The organism is Bacillus thermotolerans, from assembly GCF_000812025.2.
GTDB classification, from domain to species: domain Bacteria; phylum Bacillota; class Bacilli; order Bacillales; family Domibacillaceae; genus Quasibacillus; species Quasibacillus thermotolerans.
Map to the genome: position 1 here is coordinate 13,856 of NZ_JWJE02000023.1, position 18,074 is coordinate 31,929.

The following is an 18,074-nucleotide window of genomic DNA, read 5'->3' on the forward strand; positions in this document are numbered from 1 at the left end:
AACACATCATGCCTAAATACACCATTGTAGATAAAGATACTTGCATTGCCTGCGGCGCTTGCGGGGCGAGTGCACCAGATATTTTTGATTATGATGATGAAGGTCTATCTTTTGTGATCCTCGATGATAACCAGGGGAAGGCAGAAGTGCCAGAGGAGTTATATGATGATTTAGAGGATGCAATGGAAGGCTGCCCTACAGAATCTATTAAAGTAGGCGACGAGCCATTTGATCCAGATGATTTGTAATCGGAAACATAATACTTCTTTTAGCATAGAATAAGAAAGAAAAAAGCGTTTGTCTCTAGGGGCGAACGCTTTTTTTAAGCGTGAATAGCAGCGGGTAGAAAAACTTGTTAGAAAAATGGATAAAAATTTTTAAAAAAGTTATCAGAATATAATTGCATTTAATATAACAATAAATTATAATAACGTTATATAAATGTTATATAAAAATGCTCTTTACTTTATAGGATAAATTTAAAGGAGGATTAGACAATGACTAATCTTGCGTTAGCAGCAACTGAAGAAGAAAAAATGGAACGGTTTATGGAGAAGATCGAAAAAGGAATCAAAATTGAAGCCGATGACTGGATGCCGGAAGAGTACCGTACAACGCTAATCAAGCTGATTTCCATGCACGGAATGAGCGAAATCATGGGAGCGCTTCCAGAGAAGGAATGGGTACCAAAAGCGCCATCTTTACACAGAAAGCTTGGCATTATGGCAAAGGTTCAGGACGAAATGGGTCACGGTCAGCTTCTACTTCGCGTAGCGGAAGACTTGCTGAAGCCTTACGGCAAAACACGCGGTGACTTAATGCAGGATCTGTTCACTGGCAAATTGAAATTCCACAACGTGTTCCATGCAGAAACGAGAACATGGGGAGACGCTGGCTTGATCGGATGGCTCGTAGACGGTGCGGCTATCATCACACAAACAGATATGCTGAACGCTTCTTACGGACCGTATGCTAGAGCACTTCACCGCATCTGTGCAGAAGAAGTATTCCACGCACAGCACGGTGAGGCGATTATTATGGCACTGGCTGAAGGAACAGATGAGCAAAGAGCGATGATCCAGGATGCGCTAAACCGCTGGTGGAACTCTCTATTAGTCTTCTTCGGACCGGCTGCAAAAGAAACACTAGGAACATCTAAACAAGACGTAACGATCAAATATAAAATCAGAACAAAGACAAACGAGCAGTTAAGACAGGATTTCTTCACTAAATATGTTCCACGCATTCTATCTCTTGGATTGGAACTTCCTGATAAGACAATGCACTACAATGAAGAGAAGGAAGTATGGGTATACCAGGAGCCGGATTGGTCAGAGCTGAAAGCGGTTGCCAGAAATGAAGGAGCACGCTCTCAGGCACGCCTGAACTTACGCAGAACATCTTATCAAACAAATGCATGGGTACGCGACGCGCTTGCAGCGACGATCAGCTAATAACGGAAAGGAGCAGATGAAACATGTCAGAAAAAACCTTCTATCAAGAATATGAAGTATTTAGCAAACGGACACCAAGCTCTGGTTTTCAACACCAGTTCAGCTTGCTTGCTCCAAATGAAGATATGGCGATGATTATGGCGCAGGAGAACTTTATGCGCCGTGAGCCGGTAGCGGACATTTGGGTCGTTAACCGCAAGCATATCAGAGGGATGAATGAGGAAGAGAAACTAACGCTTAACCGCCTTGATAATAAAGAGTACCGTACAGCAAAAGGCTACGGATACTTAAAGAAGAAGTGGCGTAAATACGAACAGCAAATGCTTGACGAAAAAGAAATCATGTCGTGGGGAGGAAAGAAGAAATGAGCAACGCAGAAAACGTATTAAGTCCGGAGTACAAAGAAGCTTTAAAAACTCTTTTATTCCAATTAGCAGATGACGATTTCTTACTATCTTTCCGCGGTTCCGAGTGGCTTGGACTAGCGCCTCATATTGAAGAGGACGTTGCTTCTTCTTCGATCAGCCAGGATACAATGGGTCATGCGGCTATGTACTATAAGCTTCTAGAAGATCTTGGTGAAGGGAACGCGGATGCACTTGCTCATGCGCGCCCGGCAGAGGAAAGAAAGAACAGCGTGCTAGCAGAGCGTGTGAACGGAGAAGGCTATTACTTGGAAACACCAGAATACGATTGGGCTTATGCGGTAGTAAGAAACTTCTTCTACGCACAAGCCAAAAAAGTAAAAATTGATTCCTTGCGCACAAGCTCTTACCAGCCGCTTGCTGAAACAGCCGTGAAGGTGAGCATGGAGCTTTACTACCACCTTATGCACTGGAAGCTTTGGTTCACTCAGCTGCTTAGCTCTACAGATGAAGCAAAGCGCAGAATGAACAATGCGATTGAGCTTGTTATGAAGGATTTCGGCGATATCTTCTCTTACGGAAACGCAAAGGATGCGATTGAGAAGGAAGGCCTGATCGCGAAAGAAGAAGAGCTTAAAGCTAATTGGACAGAAAGAATGAAGCCGGTCTTTGAATCTCTTGGCATGGAAGTGCCTGCTATCCCGGCAGCATCAGAGAAAAACGGCCGTAACGGTGAACATACGGAAGACTTAACAGAAGCGCTCACGACGCTTTCAGAAGTGTATCGCCTGGACCCTGCAGCAGCTTGGTAATTTAACAACTTATAAAGAGGTGTTCAATGATGGCTACACCTATTGAATCATTAAATGAACGGAAGATATACGAAGCGTTGAAAAACGTGAAAGACCCAGAGATTGATACAGTAAGCATTATCGATCTTGGAATGGTAGAAAGCGCATCCTTAGAAGGGGACGAAGTGAAAGTTGTGCTGCTTCCAACCTTCTTAGGGTGCCCAGCATTAGAAATTATTAAGAAAAACACAGAAAATTCTTTAAAAGAGCTACCGTTTATTGATAAAGTAGAGGTAGAGTTTATTTACAATCCGCCATGGACTTCCGATCGAATCACAGATGAAGGTCATAAAGGATTGCGCAAATTTGGGATTGCCCCGCCGCCGGAGCACTTTGAAGAGGATGGCAGCTGGCATGTAGATTGTCCGTATTGCGGCTCGACGTATGTCACGATGGATAACATTTTCGGACCGACCGCTTGCCGAAGCATTCTATATTGCAAGAGCTGTAAGAATCCATTCGAAGCAATGAAACCGGTTTCGACAATGATGTAGAGAGAGGAAGATGGAGAATGGCAAAGGTAGTTGCACTGTACAAACAGCCACAAGACAAAGAGAAATTTGATGATCATTACTTTAACGTACACAGCCCGCTTACAGCGAAGATCCCTGGCCTTCGCGAAATGAAAGTAACAAAGTTTACTGGTTCCGCGATGGGCGGCGAGCCGGAATACTATCTAATGTGCGAAATGATCTATGATAGCATGGAAGATTTAAAGAACGGCATGCGTTCAGAAGAAGGAAAAGCGTCCGGCAAAGACGTAATGGGATTTGCAGGTGACCTTGTAACCTTAATGATCGGCGAGGATGTTGAGTAATGAACCGTTTCGAATTCATTGAAACATCCGTAACAAACGGCACGGGGGTTATTGAACTGAATCGCCCCCGTCAGCTGAATTCTTTAAGACGGCAAATGGTAACTGAGATTGTCCAAGCCTTAGAAGCCTTTGATCGTGATGAAGAAGTCCGCGTCATTGTCCTTGCAGGAAAAGGACGGGCCTTCTCAGCTGGTGCGGATATTGATGAAATGGAAAAAGACGACCCGATTCGTCTGGAACTGCTGAACCAATTTGCCGAATGGGACAAAATCTCCCTTATTAAGAAGCCGATTATCGGAGCTGTTCAAGGCTTTGTGTTCGGTGGAGGCTTTGAGTTAGCGTTAAGCTGCGACATCCTGATTGCGGCCGACGGAACAGAGTTTTCTTTCCCAGAGGTATCGCTTGGCGTAATGCCGGGAGCGGGCGGCACACAAAGGCTGACAAAGCTGGTTGGCCGAACAAAAGCACTGGAGTGGTTATGGACAGGGGAGCGAATCCCAGCTGTAGCAGCGAAGGAGCATGGCATCATTAACAAGATTGTAGCACCTGAACTATTGATGGAAGAAACGCTGAAGCTTGCTGCAAGGATCGCCAAACAGCCGCCGCTATCCGTTCGTCTCATCAAGGATTCGGTCAACAAAGCCGTAGATTATCCGTTATATGAAGGCATGCAGTATGAGCGGAAGAACTTCTATCTGCTGTTTGCTTCTCAAGATCAAAAAGAAGGCATGAATGCGTTTGTGGAAAAAAGGAAGCCGAATTTTGAAGGGAAGTAAGGGGGATTTGTCGAATGTTTGAAACGATCCGCTATAATGTCGAAAATGGGGTCGCTTGGTTATATTTAAACCGGCCCGATAAGTTAAATTCATTCACAGCGCAGATGCTTCGCGAGGTAAAGGATGCGGTGAAGAATGCTTCTAAGGATGACGAAGTTCGCTGCATTGTTATTACTGGTGAAGGACGCGGCTTCTGTGCCGGTCAGGATTTAAGCGAAATCGAACCTAACACGGATTACGGCGATATGATCAGAAAGCATTATGCGCCCGTGATCAAGCAGATTAAAGCATGCGAAAAGCCGATCGTGGCAGCAGTGAACGGAGTAGCTGCCGGTGCAGGCTTCAGCTTAGCTCTTGCTTGTGACTTCAGACTGCTTTCAGAGAAAGCAAGTTTCGTTAATGCATTTGTTCATATCGGTCTGATTCCAGACTCGGGGAACATCTATTTCCTAACGCAGCTCGTTGGCCAAGCGAAAGCAGCAGAGCTTGCGATTTTAGGAGAGAAGATTCCTGCCGGCAAAGCGGAAGAGCTGGGCTTGGCGAACCGAGTGATTCAAGCAGAAACGTTTACAGATGAAGTAAATGAATTCGCTTCTCGTCTTGCGAACATGCCGACGAAAGCGATCGGCCTAATTAAGCGTTCATTGAAAGCAGCTTCTACTCTTTCATTTGAAGATTACCTGGAATTTGAAGCTCAAGGTCAGCGCACGGCTGCCCTGACAGTGGATCATCAAGAAGGCATTAATGCTTTTCTGGAAAAAAGAACACCTGTATTCACAGGAAAATAAGGGGAGTGGAATGACATGGCAACATCTCAACAAACAACTGTAGAACAAGAAGCAGTAAAGAGAGACTTTTATCATTTAGTTATCAACGGTGAAAAAGTAAAGAGCAGCACAGGCGAAACAATCAAAACATATAACCCGGCGACAGGTGAGTTAGTTGCAGAGGTAGCTAAAGCTTCTCAAGAAGATGCAGAAAGAGCTGTGCAAGCAGCGCGTGAAGCATTCGATAACGGCAAGTGGAAGAAATACCCTGTTGGCAAACGTGCTCGCGTATTAAATAAAATCGCTTCTATCATGCGTTCTCGTTTCAACGAGCTTGTAGAATTAGAGGTTCTAGATACAGGTAAGACAATCGCTGCTGCACAAGGACAAGTATCTCAAGCAATTGAAGATTTCGAGTTCTATGCAGGCGCTATCGTTGGTCATGGCGGTTCAGTAAACAACATGCCAGGCCAATTCCAAAACTACACAGAGAAAGAGCCTGTTGGTGTGTGCGCGCAGATCACTCCATGGAACTATCCGATGATGATGGCTGCTTGGAAGATCGCTCCAGCTATCGCGGTAGGATGCTCTGTTATCGTTAAACCGGCTTCTCTTACGCCGCTAACAACGATCGTTCTTGGTGAAATCTGCCTAGAAGCAGGCGTACCTGCTGGCGTCGTAAACATCGTTCCTGGATCTGGTTCACAAGTAGGTAACTACCTGGTTGAACATCCACAAGTAGACAAAGTGGCATTCACTGGTTCTACACCAACTGGTAAAGACATCATGAAGAAAGCATCTGACACGTTAAAGCGTGTAACACTTGAGCTTGGCGGTAAGTCTCCAAACCTAGTGTTCCCTGATGCAGACATCGATGCAGCTGTTGATGGTTCACTATTCGGAATTTTCTATAACAGCGGACAATCTTGTGAAGCACGTTCCCGCTTATACGTACATGAAGACATCTATGATGAGTTCATGAGCAAATTCGTAGAAAAAGCAAAACAAATTAAGCTTGGCGACCCATTCGATAAAGGTACACACATGGGTGCGATTATCGACCAAGATCAATTAGATACAATTGACGGCTATGTGAAATCAGCTATCGAAGATGGTGCTGAAGTCTTAGCTGGCGGTAAGCAAGCACATCCGGAAGGCTATGAAAATGGCTTCTGGTATGAGCCAACAGTTATCGCTAATGTGAACCATGACATGAAAGTGGTACAAGAAGAAATCTTTGGCCCAGTTGTTGTTGTCATGAAGTTTAAAGACGAAAAAGAAGCGATCAAGCTTGCGAACGATACAGTGTTCGGCCTTGGCTCTGCTGTCTGGACAAAAGACGGAGCACAAGCTACTCGTGTAGCTAAACAAATTCAAGCAGGTATCGTTATGGTGAACTGCCCATTCTCTGCTTTCCCAGGCACACCATTCGGAGGATACAAGCAGTCTGGATTCGGTCGCGAATTGTCTATCGAGTCACTAGACCTTTACACAGAAACAAAGAGCATTGTGTCTTACTTCGGTTCTCGTCCATTGAATCCACTAGGTTTATAAGATCATTATTTACTAGGGTCCTGAGGACAGAGTAATTTGTACGGGCAGAGGCTTTAAGCTATCTGTCCGTATCTTTACATTAAGGGGGAAAAGAAGAGAATGATTAAGAATCTTGTTGTAGTTGGTTCTGGTGTCATGGGTAGAGGAATTGCTTACGTTGGAGCAGTTGGCGGCTACTCTGTGAAGGTCGTCGACGTCAATGAAGCAGCTTTGAAAAACGCTGAGCAGGAAATCAACACTATTTTTGATAAAGGTTTATCACGCGGAAAGATTACAGAAGAAAAAGCGCAGGAAGCTCGTGCGAATTTAGCATTCGTTCAGGATTTATCAGTCGCTGCTTCTGATGCAGATTTAATTATTGAAGCGGTTCCAGAAAAAGCAGAAATTAAGAGAAACGTATTTGAAACGATTGAAGAGCACGCACCGGCGCACTGCTACTTTGCAACTAATACATCGACGATGAGCCCAACAGAGATTGCTTCTTATGCTAAACGTCCGGAGAGAACAATTGCGATGCACTTTTTCAATCCGGTACATAAGATGCCTCTTGTGGAAATCGTACGCGGCCTAGAAACAAATGATGAAACAGCAGATGTCATCCGGGAAGTGGCGGAGAATATGGGCAAAGAAACAGTTGTTATTAACGAGTTCCCTGGATTCGTTACAAGCCGCATCAGCGCACTTGTTGGAAACGAAGCCTTCTACATGCTGCAGGAAGGGCTCGGCACGCCAGAGGAAATTGATAAAGCGATCAAGCTTGGCTTGAACTATCCAATGGGACCATTCGAACTGGTTGACCTTGTTGGCTTAGATGCCCGCCTAAACAACCTGAAATACTTGCATGAAAAGCTGGGAGAAAAATATCGTCCGGCACCGCTGCTTGAGCAGTATGTAAAAGCAGGCCGTCTTGGCCGCAAGAGCGGAAAAGGCGTATACGACTATACACAGAAAGAAGAGCTGGTTAAAAAATGAGAGAAGTAGTTATTGTAGATGCTGTTCGTACACCTATTGGAAGGTACAAAGGCGCGTTAAAGGACATTCGTCCAGACGACCTTGGTGCCGTTGTCATCAAAGCACTGCTTGAACGAAACCCAAGTCTTCCGCCAGAGCAAATCGAAGAAGTGATCTTCGGAAATGCGAACCAGGCAGGAGAAGATAACCGTAACGTCGCAAGAATGTCTGCTTTGCTTGCTGGTCTTCCAGTTGAAGTCGGCGGAACGACATTAAACCGTCTTTGCGGTTCTGGCTTGGATGCGGTTCTTTACGCTTCCAGATCGATCGCAGTCGGCGAAGGAGATATCTTCATCGCCGGAGGAACAGAAAGCATGACGCGTGCCCCATTCGTTATGGGCAAGCCGGAGAAGGATTTCCCGCGTGGAAACATGGAAATGTTCGATACCACGATCGGCTGGCGCTTCATCAATCCAAAGCTTGAAGAAATGTATGGAACAGACTCCATGCCTCAAACAGCGGAGAACGTAGCTCAGCGCTATAACATTTCCCGTGAAGACCAGGATGCATTTGCTTACCAGAGCCAAATGCGCGCGAAGCAAGCGGTAGAAGAAAACCGCTTTGCCGATGAAATCGTACCTGTTGTCTATAAAGATAGAAAAGGCAATGAAATCGTTGTAGATACAGATGAGCATCCGCGTCCAGAAACAACAATGGAGAAGCTTGCGAAGCTGCGTCCATTGTTTGAAGGCGGCACAGTAACAGCTGGAAACGCATCAGGCGTCAATGACGGCGCATCTGCCCTATTAATCATGAGTGCAGAAAAAGCGAAGGAACTGGGCCTTAAGCCGATGGCGAAGTATGTAGTCGGTGCGACAGCTGGACTTGAGCCGGCGGTTATGGGCTTAGGACCAATCTATGCTTCTCGAAAAGCGCTGCAGCGTGCTAACCTGTCTGTAAATGACTTAGGTCTTGTTGAATTGAATGAAGCCTTCGCTTCTCAATCACTGGAATGCATCAAGCAGCTCGAGCTTGACGATTCCAAGGTGAACGTAAACGGCGGAGCGATTGCTTTTGGCCATCCGCTGGGCGCAAGCGGTGCCCGCATTTTAACCACACTTCTTTATGAAATGAAGAAGCGCAATGAACAGTACGGCCTTGCCACGATGTGTATCGGTGTCGGCCAGGGAATTGCAGCCATCGTTGAAAATATAAACGAATAAAGCAAACTATCGTTCTAGGAAGCGGTCAGTACGCCGTTTCCTGGACAACACTTTCACACGAAGCTGTCCTTCAAGCGCCGGCCCTCTTTTTCACAGCAACAATGGAAGAGCAGCGGCCTTGCCGGGCAGCTTTTCTTTATAAGGGGGAGAAGATTATGTCAACCATTCTATTTGAAAAGTCAAACAACATTGCTTACGTAACAGTTAACCGTCCTGAGGCGTTAAACTGCTTTGATTACCCGACATTGCGCAGACTTCAAGAGGTTGTGGATGAACTGGCTATTGACCCTGAAGTGCGTGTCGTGATCTTTACAGGCGCAGGGGAAAAGGCGTTCAGTGCGGGAGCAGATTTAAAAGAGCGCAAAACCTTAAATGAAACAGAAGTAAGACGGAACGTAAAAGCGATCCGCGATGTATTCAACAGCATTGCTGCTCTTCCGCAGCCGACCATTGCAGCGGTTAACGGCTATGCGCTTGGCGGCGGCTTTGAGCTGATGCTTGCTTGTGACTTCCCGATTGCAGCTGAAGGCGTGAAGATGGGTCTTACAGAAACAAGCTGGGCCATCATTCCAGGAGCCGGCGGCACACAGCGCCTTCCGAGACTAGTGGGACCAATGAAGGCGAAGGAGCTGATCTTTACAGCGAAGCGCTTTACAGCGGAAGAAGGCTTAGAGCTCGGCGTTATTTTAAAGGTAGCGAAGAAGGAAGAGCTGATGGCTGCATGTGAACAGCTGGCGCAGGATATTATGAAGAACGGACCGGTCGCTGTGAAGCAAGCGAAGTATGCCATCACGCAAGGAATGAACACAGACATCCAAACAGGCATGGCGATTGAAACGAAAGCATATGAATTAACGATTCCGACAGAAGACCGCGTAGAAGCACTGCAAGCCTTCAGTGAGAAGCGTGAGCCGCAGTTTCAGGGAAAATAAGCTTTTCAATATAACAAAATAAGCTTAAAATGGGGAGTAAGTGATAGACGAACAAGGGAAAGAGTGAAATCAACATGGCAAATACTCAATCGATGATTTTTACCATTTACGGCGACTATATTCGCCACTACGGCAACAAGATATGGATCGGAAGTTTAATTCGGCTGCTGAAGGAATTCGGCCATAACGAACAGTCTGTACGGGTCGCTGTGTCTAGAATGGTCAAACAAGGGTGGATACAGTCAGAACGAAAAGGGAATAAGAGTTATTATTTTTTAACGCCTCGCGGAGAAGTTCGTATAGAAGAGGCGGCGCGCCGGATCTTTAAGTTCAATGCGCATGAGTGGGATGGCAAGTGGCGGATGCTGATGTACACAATCCCTGAGGAAAAGCGTCATATTCGTGACGAGCTGCGGAAAGAGCTGCTGTGGAGCGGCTTTGGCAGCTTCTCTAACGGCTGCTGGATCTCTCCGAACGACTTGGCTAAGGAAGTCAAGCTGCTCATCGACAGGTACGAAATTAATGAGTATGTGGACTTGTTTAGGGCGGAGTACAGAGGGCCGAAGGAGGACAAAGCGCTGATTGAGAAAAGCTGGCCTCTGGATGAGATCCAAGGAAAGTATGAGGAGTTCATTGATGAGTACAGCAAGAAATTCATCGTTCACCAAAGCATGATGAACGATGGAAAAATGACGCCAGCGGAATGCTTTGTTGAGCGGGCAAACCTTGTTCACGAATATAGAAAATTCCTCTTTATCGATCCGGGACTGCCGAAGGAATTATTGCCGGACGAATGGAACGGCAATCATGCGGCGCTTTTGTTTGCCCAGCATTATAAGCTGCTGGCGGATCCTGCGAGCCAATTCTTTGAAGAGGTATTTAGCGAGGGGAACGACTTACGGAAGAAGGATAAATCCTATGATGCGGCGGATCATCCATATATGATTCATTAAGGATAACCGCTTCAACTTCATAACGGATGAAACAAAGCTGCCCTCAAATATGGAGGCAGCTTTGTTGTAGGTGTTTATTTGTTGTCTTCAAGAATTTCCCGAAAGTCGTATCCTTTTTGTACATATGTATCAATGGACAGTTGAATAAGTTCAAAATCTTTGTCCGACAGCTCACGGACGACTTTTCCTGGTGAGCCTACGACAAGTGAGCGGGGCGGGATTTTCGTGCCGTTTGTCAGGAGTGTGTTGGCTCCGATAATACATTCTTCACCGATCTCTACATGGTCAAGAATGGTTGATCCCATGCCGACAATAGAGCGTTTGCCGACCTTGCATCCATGGAGGACCACGTTATGTCCGACAGTGACTTCGTCCTCGACGACAGTGGGTGCTCCTTCGTACAAATGAATGGTGGAGTTATCCTGGATGCTGCAGCGCTTGCCAATGGTAATGGAGCCTTCGTCTCCGCGAAGAACGGCGTTAAACCAAATGGTCGATTCTTCGCCGATATGCACATCGCCAATGACATAAGCACCTGGAGCAATAAATACATTTTTCTCCACGGTTGGTGTTTTTCCGTTATATGGTATGTTCATAAAATCATCCCCCTCCATAAAAATTGACGTAATTGTTTTTCAATTTAATCTATTATACCATTATTGTAAGAGGAGGAGAAAGAATGAAACAGGTTTGTGAGAAACTTCAAATTGATTACCCCATCATTCAAGGGGGAATGGGCAACATCAGTAATGCCCAGCTGACAGCCGCGGTATCGGAAGCAGGAGGCTTGGGAACGATCGGCTGCGGAACGATGACGCCGGAGGAAGTAGAGAAAATTATCCTTGAAACGAAGGAACGGACAAATAAAAACTTCGCCATTAATATTGCGATTAGCGTCTCTCCTTATACAAAGGAGCTTATTGACCTGGTCATTAAGCATAACATTCCGGTTGTGTCACTTTCCGCAGGCAACCCGGCACCGTACATTCCCGTGCTTCACGAGCATGGGATAACGGTTATAGCACTGGTTGCTTCCGTCAAGCATGCCCAAAAAGCAGAAGCAGCCGGAGCCGATATTCTCGTCGCGGAAGGCTTTGAGGCAGCAGGAATTAACTCAAACCTCGAGCTGACGACGTTCACGCTTATTCCGCAGATCGTCAAACATGTCAATGTGCCGGTTCTTGCGGCGGGCGGCATTGGCGATGGGCATGGTCTGGCAGCTGCTTTCATGCTTGGAGCGAGCGGTGTGCAAATCGGCACGCGCCTGATCGCTACGCAGGATGCCCCCTTCCATGAGACGTACAAGAAGGGATTGGTTCAGGCGGGCGATACGGATACGATGATTCTTGGACGCAGTGTCGGCCGCGTCAGACGGGTGCTCAAGGCGCCGTATGCTCAGCAGATCGCAGAACGCGAGAACGAAGGCATTAGCGTAGAGCAGTACGCGGAGTGGACATCGGAGAAGCAGCATATCAAAGGTGCCATTGAAGGAGATTTGTACAATGGTTTTATTAACAGCGGGCAGGTCGCGGGCCTGATCGAGAGCCTGCCGACTGTGAAGGAGCTGCTCAGCAGCATGGTCACAGAAGCGCTCGAGCTGATGACAGACCGGGCGAAAGAGCTGGAAGAAATTAAGCAGCAGTCATAAGCAGCAAATGAATGCTTTCTGTTGCCGGCAAAGGGCGATTATGTTACGATACGCAAGTCTCCTTTTGTTGAGCCATGTTCTGTCATAGAAGCAACGTTCGAAAGGGAGAGGACACACTCGTGATCCTCTTTTTTTGCGTGAAAAGGAAGCAGAGAATTATTGTAAGAACATTTTTAAGACACAAAAAAGAAAAACTTATATAACAATAATAGTTGACTCTTATGAGACGGCTTGTTAGAATTACGGAAGAAAAACGCTAGATAACTAATTTGTAATATTCAGAAAAAATAATGTAAGCGTTTTCCTAAATTATGGAGAGGTGAAGACATGAAAAGTGAACAATGGTCATCTAAACTGGGGTTTATTTTGGCCGCAGCCGGTTCAGCAATTGGACTGGGTGCCATTTGGAAGTTCCCTTACGTAGCCGGTACGAGCGGGGGAGGGATTTTCCTTTTAATCTTTCTTTTATTTACCTTGCTTGTCGGTCTGCCGTTACTAATTGGGGAATTTATTATCGGCAGAAGCACGCAGAAAAATGCCATTGAGTCCTATAAAGAATTAGCTCCAAATTCCGCCTGGCATCTTATCGGGCGCCTCGGCGTGTTCACGTGCTTTGTCCTGCTGTCCTTCTACAGCGTGGTCGGCGGCTGGATCTTAGTTTATATTATGAAAGGGCTGCTTGGAGATTTAAGCGGCTTATCCGAGGCAGAGTACGGAGCGCTGTTCGGGGAAACGATCAGTGATCCGATCGTAGCTGTCCTTGCTCAGTTTATATTTATGCTGATTACTATCTATGTTGTGTCTAAAGGAGTCAACTCCGGGATCGAGCGGGCAAGCCAGATCATGATGCCGGCGCTGTTCATCCTGTTCCTGCTTGTGATTATCCGTTCCGTTACGCTTGATGGTGCGATGGAAGGAATTGAGTTCTTCTTGAAGCCGGACCTGGCCAACATTACACCGGAAACCGTGCTGTTTGCGATGGGTCAATCGTTCTTCGCCCTTAGTGTCGGTGTTTCCGTTATGGTCACTTACAGCTCTTACTTAGCGAAGAATGAAAGCATTCCGCAATCGGCGATTTCCATTGTGCTGATGAACCTGCTTGTGGCGATCCTCGCAGGCTTGGCGATCTTCCCAGCGGTATTTGCTTACGGGCTGCAACCGGATGCCGGGCCCGTCTTAATCTTTAACGTCTTACCGACTGTGTTTAACCAGATTCCATTCGGTGTGGTCTTCCTGGTTGCTTTCTTGATTTTATTCTTATTCGCGACACTGACCTCTGCGTTTTCAATGCTTGAGATCATTGTAGCGACGTTGTCGAAGGGCAATAGCGGGGAGCGCCGAAAGTTCTCCTGGATCATCGGCTTGTTGATCTTCGCGGTCGGTGTGCCATCTGCCTTGTCGTATGGCGTGCTGAGTGATATCACGATCTTCGGTAAATCGATTTTCGATGCAGCGGACTTTCTCGTCAGCAACATTTTAATGCCGCTTGGCGCTTTACTGATTGCCATCTTCGTTCCGTTGAAGATTCCGAGGCAGCGGCTGATCGACGAGCTGTCGACCGGCTCTTCTATCGGGCGCAAAATTTTCGCAACGTGGTTCCTGCTTATTAAATACTTGGCACCTATCGCGATTATCATCGTTTACCTCGATGTGCTGGGCATTATTTAAAGTGTTCTGTGTTCTCGAGTAAATGTCATATAATAAAATAAAGGCAAAGAGGGGAAGCGGTTCTATGTGAGAGCGGCTTCCCTGTTATTCACAAGATCTAGAAGATTGTGAGGGTGAGAGTATGGATGAGATAGATATTCAGCTGCTGAAGATTCTTCAAGAGGACGGCCGGATCACGTTAAGTGACCTGTCGAAGAAGCTGTCGTTAAGCCGTCCAAGTGTTGCCGAGCGATTCACGAGGCTGATGGAGAAAGGCATCATTGACAAAATCAGCGCGAAAGTGTCTCCTCCTTCCGTGGGCCGCCACATCCTGTTATTTATTCAAGTGAGTGAAGTAAGCGTTCCTTATGAGAAGTTTGAACAAATGACGGCCGAGCACCCTGACATCATTGAGTGCCACCGGGTAACCGGCAAGGTGAACTATTTGATGAAGGCAGCGGTCAATGACATGGAGCATTTAACGAGACTCGTTGATTACTTGATTCCGTACGGCATTATCAATACATCCATTGTACTTAAGTCACCTGTGCCAGAGAAGATTATGCTGCCAACTGAAGAAGAGCAGGCATGGCCTGCTTCTAAATGAACCCCGCCAGTGAATCGGCGGGGTGTTTTTTTATGCATAAAATCGTATGACTTTTCAAAAATGTAAGCGCTTTACAAAGTGTAGCCTATACGAAAAATTTCATGCAAAGTGTAAGGAAGCGAGAGAAAATTCGATCACTTTGATATATATTTTCCCCCTTTGCCCTTTTATACTTAAAGGTAATTAGAGAAGCTTCGGGAGCAGGCGTTTGACAGTTAATGAAAGGGCTTACAATTGAGTCACCTCCCGGCTGCTTCAAGAGTAAAGTAAGGCGAGGAGGAGTCAATATGAACGTAACAAAAAAGACATCCGTCATGGAGGATTTTACGCTGTTTGAAAAAATGTCAGAGCATGAGCAGGTGGTCTTCTGCAACGATCCGGATACGGGTCTTCGGGCGATCATCGCCATTCACGATACAACACTCGGTCCGGCACTCGGCGGCTGCCGGATGTACCCGTACGGAAGCGTGGAGGAAGCATTGGAGGATGTGCTTCGTTTGTCCAAGGGGATGAGCTATAAATGCGCAGCAGCCGATGTGGACTTCGGCGGCGGCAAGGCGGTTATCATCGGTGATCCGCAAACAGACAAATCGCCGGAACTATTCCGCGCGTTCGGACAGTTTGTCGAGTCTCTCGGCGGCCGTTTCTACACAGGGACGGATATGGGCACGACGATGGATGATTTCATTCATGCGATGAAGGAAACGAACAGCATCGTCGGTGTACCTGAAGCGTACGGGGGAGGCGGAGATTCCTCTGTTCCAACAGCCATGGGTGTGCTGTACGGCTTGAAGGCCACTAACTATATGCTGTTTGGCAAAGAAGACCTGGCGAACGCTTCCTACGCTATTCAAGGACTCGGAAAGGTCGGCTACAAAGTGGCAGAAGCTCTGCTTGAAGAGGGAGCTCAGCTGTTCGTTACAGATATTAATCAGCAAAGCCTGCAGGATATTCAGGAGAAGGCCAAGTCAACAAGCGGATCGGTCACGGTGGTAGAAAGCACTGCTATTTATTCACAGGAGGCAGATATTTTCGTTCCATGTGCCTTCGGCGGGGTGATCAATGACGAGACCATCGAGCAGCTGAAGGTAAAAGCAATTGCCGGCTCTGCCAACAACCAGCTTTTGACGGAAGAGCACGGCCGACAGCTGGCAAAGAAAGGCATCCTGTATGCACCGGATTACATTATCAACGCTGGAGGGCTGATCCAAGTTGCGGATGAGCTGTACGGCGTCAATAAAGAAAGAGTGCTTGCCAAAACGGCACGCATTTATGATGCGATTCTTGAAACCTATAAGCAGGCAGATCTCGATGGCATTACGACGATGGAAGCAGCAAACCGCATGTGCGAGCAAAGAATTCGGGCCCGCGGCAAGAGAAATCACTTCTACACAGGCAGCGTACAGCCGAAATGGAACATTCGCCGTTCATTCTAAAGGAGGAGGAAGATGATGAACACTCATTACCCGATCAAACAAGTGATGGATAAGGAAGGACGTATCGTTGATTCCTCTTACGAGAGCCTGATCAATGAGCAGCTGGTCAAGGACCTTTACTATCATATGTACCGCATCCGGACGTTCGACCGGAAAGCGATCAGCCTGCAGCGCCAAGGCCGGCTCGGTACGTATGCGCCGTTTGAGGGACAGGAAGCAGCTCAGGTCGGAAGCGCGATGGCCTTGCAGCCAGCTGATTGGATGTTTCCGACCTACCGCGACCACGGCGCCAAGCTGACATTCGGCGCAGACATGGCAGGAACGTTCCTTTACTGGAATGGGCGCGTCGAAGGGTGTGTACCGCCGGAAGGAAGGAACATCTTCCCGCCGGCTGTGCCGATTGCGACTCAGCTTCCGCATGCGGCAGGGGCTGCCTGGGCGGAAAGACGAAAGGGAACGAAAAATGCATCGATCGCTTACTTCGGGGACGGAGCCACATCAGAAGGCGATTTCCATGAAGGGATGAACTTTGCGAGCGTATTCAAAGCACCGGTTGTCTTCTTTAACCAAAACAACCGCTACGCGATTTCTGTGCCGATCGAGAAGCAGATGAACTCAGAAACCATCGCCCAGAAAGCTGTTGCTTACGGCATGCCGGGTGTGCGGATTGATGGAAACGATTGCTTGATTGTGTACTTTGAAGTAATGAAGGCATTAGAAGAGGCGAGAAAAGGCCAGGGGCCAACGCTGATCGAAGCGGTGACGTGGCGCACGGGCGCTCATACGACAGCGGATGATCCGACGAAATACCGTCCGGCGGATCAAGGAAAGGATATCGTGGATCCGCTTCTTCGGATGGAGCGCTTTATGAAGAATAACGGCTACTGGGATGAAGCATGGGTACAGGAGACAGCCGAGCGCATCACGGCGGAAATTGAAAAGGCTGTTGAGGACATGGAGAGCTATCCAACTCCTAACGTCGAAGACTTATTTGATTACGTGTTTGCGGAAATGCCGGCTCAGCTTGCGGAGCAAAAGCAATCTTATCTTACTCACTTGAGGGGGAATCAATAATGGCAATGGAAATGAGGGACCTGCCAAAGAAGGAAACGAAGGACCAGATGCTGACGATTGTGCAAGCGGTCAACGATGGAATGAGGACACTGTTAGAAACCGACGACCGCATCATGCTTCTCGGTGAGGACATTGGTAAGAACGGTGGCGTGTTCCGGGCGACAGAAGGGCTGCAGGAGGTGTTTGGCGCAGACCGCGTTGTGGATACGCCGCTATCGGAAGCGGGCATCATCGGCGCATCTGTCGGTCTTGCGGTGAATGGCTTTAAGCCGATCGCGGAAATTCAGTTTCTTGGCTTTATTTACCCGGCTTACGAGCAGGTGATGACGCACGTATCCCGGCTGCGGATGAGAACGATGGGCCGCTATACGGTGCCAATGGTCATCCGGGCCCCATACGGAGCGGGGGTAAGGGCGCCGGAAATCCATTCCGACAGTGTCGAGGCGTTATTTACGCACATGCCGGGCATCAAAGTGGTGTGTCCGTCTACGCCGTATGATGCGAAAGGATTATTAATTGCTGCCGCTGAGGATCCGGATCCCGTGCTGATGCTTGAGCCGATGAGAAGCTACCGGGCGAAGCGCGAGGAAGTGCCAAGCGGCCGCTATACGGTAGAAATCGGCAAAGGAAAAAGAGTGAAAGAGGGCACGGACATTACGCTGATTGCGTGGGGCGCTATGATGCCAGTCGTAGAAAAAGCGGCGGAACAAGCAGAGAAAAGCGGCATCAGCTGTGACGTGATTGACCTGCGTACGCTTTATCCGCTGGACCGCGACTTGATCGCAGAGTCTGTCCAGAAAACTGGCCGGGCCGTTATCGTGCATGAGGCACATTTCACAGGAGGACTCGGTAACGACATCGTTTCCATGATTAACGATACATCCTTCCTGTACTTGCGGGCGCCGATTGAACGAGTGACAGGCTTTGACGTACCGGTACCATTCTTTGCGCTGGAGGAGCATTTCCTGCCAACACCTGCCCGGGTCGTTCAAGCGATCGAAAAAGCCGTTCATTTTTAA

Annotated in this window: 20 protein-coding genes; 19 read left to right on the top strand and 1 reads right to left on the bottom strand. The window is 47.5% G+C overall.

The features are described from left to right. The first annotated feature begins 8 nt into the window (after positions 1-8). The 13 genes from QY97_RS10425 to paaX all read left to right on the top strand — a co-directional run bounded on the left by QY97_RS10425 (position 9) and on the right by paaX (position 10,643). On the top strand, positions 9-248 hold the full coding sequence (locus QY97_RS10425) for a ferredoxin (protein WP_039229934.1): 240 nt from the start codon (positions 9-11) through the stop codon (positions 246-248). Positions 249-497: 249 nt separating this feature from the next. Continuing rightward, positions 498-1,454: a 1,2-phenylacetyl-CoA epoxidase subunit PaaA gene (gene paaA, locus QY97_RS10430; protein WP_039229937.1), complete on the top strand. Its 957-nt coding sequence runs from the start codon at positions 498-500 to the stop codon at positions 1,452-1,454. 23 nt (positions 1,455-1,477) lie between these two features. Next, positions 1,478-1,822 carry a 1,2-phenylacetyl-CoA epoxidase subunit PaaB gene (paaB, locus tag QY97_RS10435; protein WP_039229940.1) on the top strand — a complete coding sequence of 115 codons (345 nt, stop codon included), beginning with the start codon at positions 1,478-1,480 and terminating at the stop codon, positions 1,820-1,822. Continuing rightward, a complete protein-coding gene (gene paaC / locus QY97_RS10440) occupies positions 1,819-2,631 on the top strand; it encodes a 1,2-phenylacetyl-CoA epoxidase subunit PaaC (RefSeq protein WP_039229942.1) in 813 nt (270 codons plus the stop codon). Before paaB ends, paaC begins: the two co-directional genes overlap by 4 nt. Before the next feature lie 29 nt (positions 2,632-2,660). Continuing rightward, on the top strand, positions 2,661-3,164 hold the full coding sequence (gene paaD, locus QY97_RS10445) for a 1,2-phenylacetyl-CoA epoxidase subunit PaaD (protein WP_408606263.1): 504 nt from the start codon (positions 2,661-2,663) through the stop codon (positions 3,162-3,164). Positions 3,165-3,181: 17 nt separating this feature from the next. Beyond that, a complete protein-coding gene (locus QY97_RS10450) occupies positions 3,182-3,487 on the top strand; it encodes an EthD family reductase (protein WP_039229949.1) in 306 nt (101 codons plus the stop codon). Further along, positions 3,487-4,263: an enoyl-CoA hydratase/isomerase family protein gene (locus QY97_RS10455; RefSeq protein ID WP_039229952.1), complete on the top strand. Its 777-nt coding sequence runs from the start codon at positions 3,487-3,489 to the stop codon at positions 4,261-4,263. The genes QY97_RS10450 and QY97_RS10455 overlap by 1 nt, the downstream gene beginning before the upstream one ends. Positions 4,264-4,277: 14 nt before the next feature. After that, on the top strand, positions 4,278-5,051 hold the full coding sequence (locus QY97_RS10460; protein ID WP_039229955.1) for an enoyl-CoA hydratase-related protein: 774 nt from the start codon (positions 4,278-4,280) through the stop codon (positions 5,049-5,051). A 15-nt stretch (positions 5,052-5,066) separates the two neighbouring features. Further along, positions 5,067-6,584, top strand: a complete 1,518-nt coding sequence (locus tag QY97_RS10465; RefSeq protein WP_039229958.1) for an aldehyde dehydrogenase family protein — start codon at positions 5,067-5,069, stop codon at positions 6,582-6,584. Positions 6,585-6,683: 99 nt separating this feature from the next. After that, positions 6,684-7,556, top strand: coding sequence for a 3-hydroxyacyl-CoA dehydrogenase (locus tag QY97_RS10470; protein ID WP_039229960.1), 873 nt, complete (start codon positions 6,684-6,686; stop codon positions 7,554-7,556). Then, on the top strand, positions 7,553-8,758 hold the full coding sequence (gene pcaF, locus QY97_RS10475) for a 3-oxoadipyl-CoA thiolase (RefSeq protein WP_039229962.1): 1,206 nt from the start codon (positions 7,553-7,555) through the stop codon (positions 8,756-8,758). The genes QY97_RS10470 and pcaF overlap by 4 nt, the downstream gene beginning before the upstream one ends. A 155-nt stretch (positions 8,759-8,913) precedes the next feature. After that, positions 8,914-9,690 carry an enoyl-CoA hydratase-related protein gene (locus QY97_RS10480; protein WP_039229965.1) on the top strand — a complete coding sequence of 259 codons (777 nt, stop codon included), beginning with the start codon at positions 8,914-8,916 and terminating at the stop codon, positions 9,688-9,690. Positions 9,691-9,764: 74 nt separating this feature from the next. Continuing rightward, on the top strand, positions 9,765-10,643 hold the full coding sequence (gene paaX, locus QY97_RS10485; RefSeq protein WP_039229967.1) for a phenylacetic acid degradation operon negative regulatory protein PaaX: 879 nt from the start codon (positions 9,765-9,767) through the stop codon (positions 10,641-10,643). Between the two features lie 74 nt (positions 10,644-10,717). On the opposite strand, the gene QY97_RS10490 is transcribed toward paaX, so the two are convergent. Next, positions 10,718-11,239, bottom strand: coding sequence for a gamma carbonic anhydrase family protein (locus QY97_RS10490; protein ID WP_039229968.1), 522 nt, complete (start codon positions 11,237-11,239; stop codon positions 10,718-10,720). A gap of 83 nt (positions 11,240-11,322) precedes the next feature. On the opposite strand from QY97_RS10490, the gene QY97_RS10495 reads away from it, so the two are divergent. The 6 genes from QY97_RS10495 to QY97_RS10520 all read left to right on the top strand — a co-directional run bounded on the left by QY97_RS10495 (position 11,323) and on the right by QY97_RS10520 (position 18,074). Beyond that, the gene (locus tag QY97_RS10495; RefSeq protein WP_039229970.1) at positions 11,323-12,291 is read left to right on the top strand and encodes an NAD(P)H-dependent flavin oxidoreductase; all 969 of its coding nucleotides are present in this window, start codon (positions 11,323-11,325) and stop codon (positions 12,289-12,291) included. A gap of 327 nt (positions 12,292-12,618) precedes the next feature. Next, a complete protein-coding gene (locus QY97_RS10500; RefSeq protein WP_039229973.1) occupies positions 12,619-13,959 on the top strand; it encodes a sodium-dependent transporter in 1,341 nt (446 codons plus the stop codon). Positions 13,960-14,080: 121 nt separating this feature from the next. Beyond that, positions 14,081-14,545 carry an Lrp/AsnC family transcriptional regulator gene (locus tag QY97_RS10505; RefSeq protein ID WP_039229976.1) on the top strand — a complete coding sequence of 155 codons (465 nt, stop codon included), beginning with the start codon at positions 14,081-14,083 and terminating at the stop codon, positions 14,543-14,545. Between the two features lie 287 nt (positions 14,546-14,832). After that, a complete protein-coding gene (locus QY97_RS10510) occupies positions 14,833-15,981 on the top strand; it encodes a Leu/Phe/Val dehydrogenase (RefSeq protein ID WP_039229979.1) in 1,149 nt (382 codons plus the stop codon). Positions 15,982-15,996: 15 nt separating this feature from the next. Beyond that, a complete protein-coding gene (gene pdhA, locus QY97_RS10515; protein WP_039230068.1) occupies positions 15,997-17,055 on the top strand; it encodes a pyruvate dehydrogenase (acetyl-transferring) E1 component subunit alpha in 1,059 nt (352 codons plus the stop codon). Further along, positions 17,055-18,074: an alpha-ketoacid dehydrogenase subunit beta gene (locus QY97_RS10520; RefSeq protein WP_039229982.1), complete on the top strand. Its 1,020-nt coding sequence runs from the start codon at positions 17,055-17,057 to the stop codon at positions 18,072-18,074. Before pdhA ends, QY97_RS10520 begins: the two co-directional genes overlap by 1 nt.

Bases quoted from the DNA above. Each gene is read 5' to 3' on its own strand.
- paaB (WP_039229940.1), top strand. From the start codon at position 1,478: ATGTCAGAAAAAACCTTCTATCAAGAATATGAAGTATTTAGCAAACGG.
- QY97_RS10500 (WP_039229973.1), top strand. From the start codon at position 12,619: ATGAAAAGTGAACAATGGTCATCTAAACTGGGGTTTATTTTGGCCGCA.
- paaX (WP_039229967.1), top strand. From the start codon at position 9,765: ATGGCAAATACTCAATCGATGATTTTTACCATTTACGGCGACTATATT.
- QY97_RS10520 (WP_039229982.1), top strand. From the start codon at position 17,055: ATGGCAATGGAAATGAGGGACCTGCCAAAGAAGGAAACGAAGGACCAG.
- QY97_RS10465 (WP_039229958.1), top strand. From the start codon at position 5,067: ATGGCAACATCTCAACAAACAACTGTAGAACAAGAAGCAGTAAAGAGA.
- QY97_RS10495 (WP_039229970.1), top strand. From the start codon at position 11,323: ATGAAACAGGTTTGTGAGAAACTTCAAATTGATTACCCCATCATTCAA.
- QY97_RS10425 (WP_039229934.1), top strand. From the start codon at position 9: ATGCCTAAATACACCATTGTAGATAAAGATACTTGCATTGCCTGCGGC.
- paaC (WP_039229942.1), top strand. From the start codon at position 1,819: ATGAGCAACGCAGAAAACGTATTAAGTCCGGAGTACAAAGAAGCTTTA.
- QY97_RS10490 (WP_039229968.1), bottom strand. From the start codon at position 11,239: ATGAACATACCATATAACGGAAAAACACCAACCGTGGAGAAAAATGTA.
- QY97_RS10510 (WP_039229979.1), top strand. From the start codon at position 14,833: ATGAACGTAACAAAAAAGACATCCGTCATGGAGGATTTTACGCTGTTT.
- QY97_RS10455 (WP_039229952.1), top strand. From the start codon at position 3,487: ATGAACCGTTTCGAATTCATTGAAACATCCGTAACAAACGGCACGGGG.
- pcaF (WP_039229962.1), top strand. From the start codon at position 7,553: ATGAGAGAAGTAGTTATTGTAGATGCTGTTCGTACACCTATTGGAAGG.
- QY97_RS10460 (WP_039229955.1), top strand. From the start codon at position 4,278: ATGTTTGAAACGATCCGCTATAATGTCGAAAATGGGGTCGCTTGGTTA.
- QY97_RS10480 (WP_039229965.1), top strand. From the start codon at position 8,914: ATGTCAACCATTCTATTTGAAAAGTCAAACAACATTGCTTACGTAACA.
- QY97_RS10505 (WP_039229976.1), top strand. From the start codon at position 14,081: ATGGATGAGATAGATATTCAGCTGCTGAAGATTCTTCAAGAGGACGGC.
- paaA (WP_039229937.1), top strand. From the start codon at position 498: ATGACTAATCTTGCGTTAGCAGCAACTGAAGAAGAAAAAATGGAACGG.
- QY97_RS10450 (WP_039229949.1), top strand. From the start codon at position 3,182: ATGGCAAAGGTAGTTGCACTGTACAAACAGCCACAAGACAAAGAGAAA.
- paaD (WP_408606263.1), top strand. From the start codon at position 2,661: ATGGCTACACCTATTGAATCATTAAATGAACGGAAGATATACGAAGCG.
- pdhA (WP_039230068.1), top strand. From the start codon at position 15,997: ATGAACACTCATTACCCGATCAAACAAGTGATGGATAAGGAAGGACGT.
- QY97_RS10470 (WP_039229960.1), top strand. From the start codon at position 6,684: ATGATTAAGAATCTTGTTGTAGTTGGTTCTGGTGTCATGGGTAGAGGA.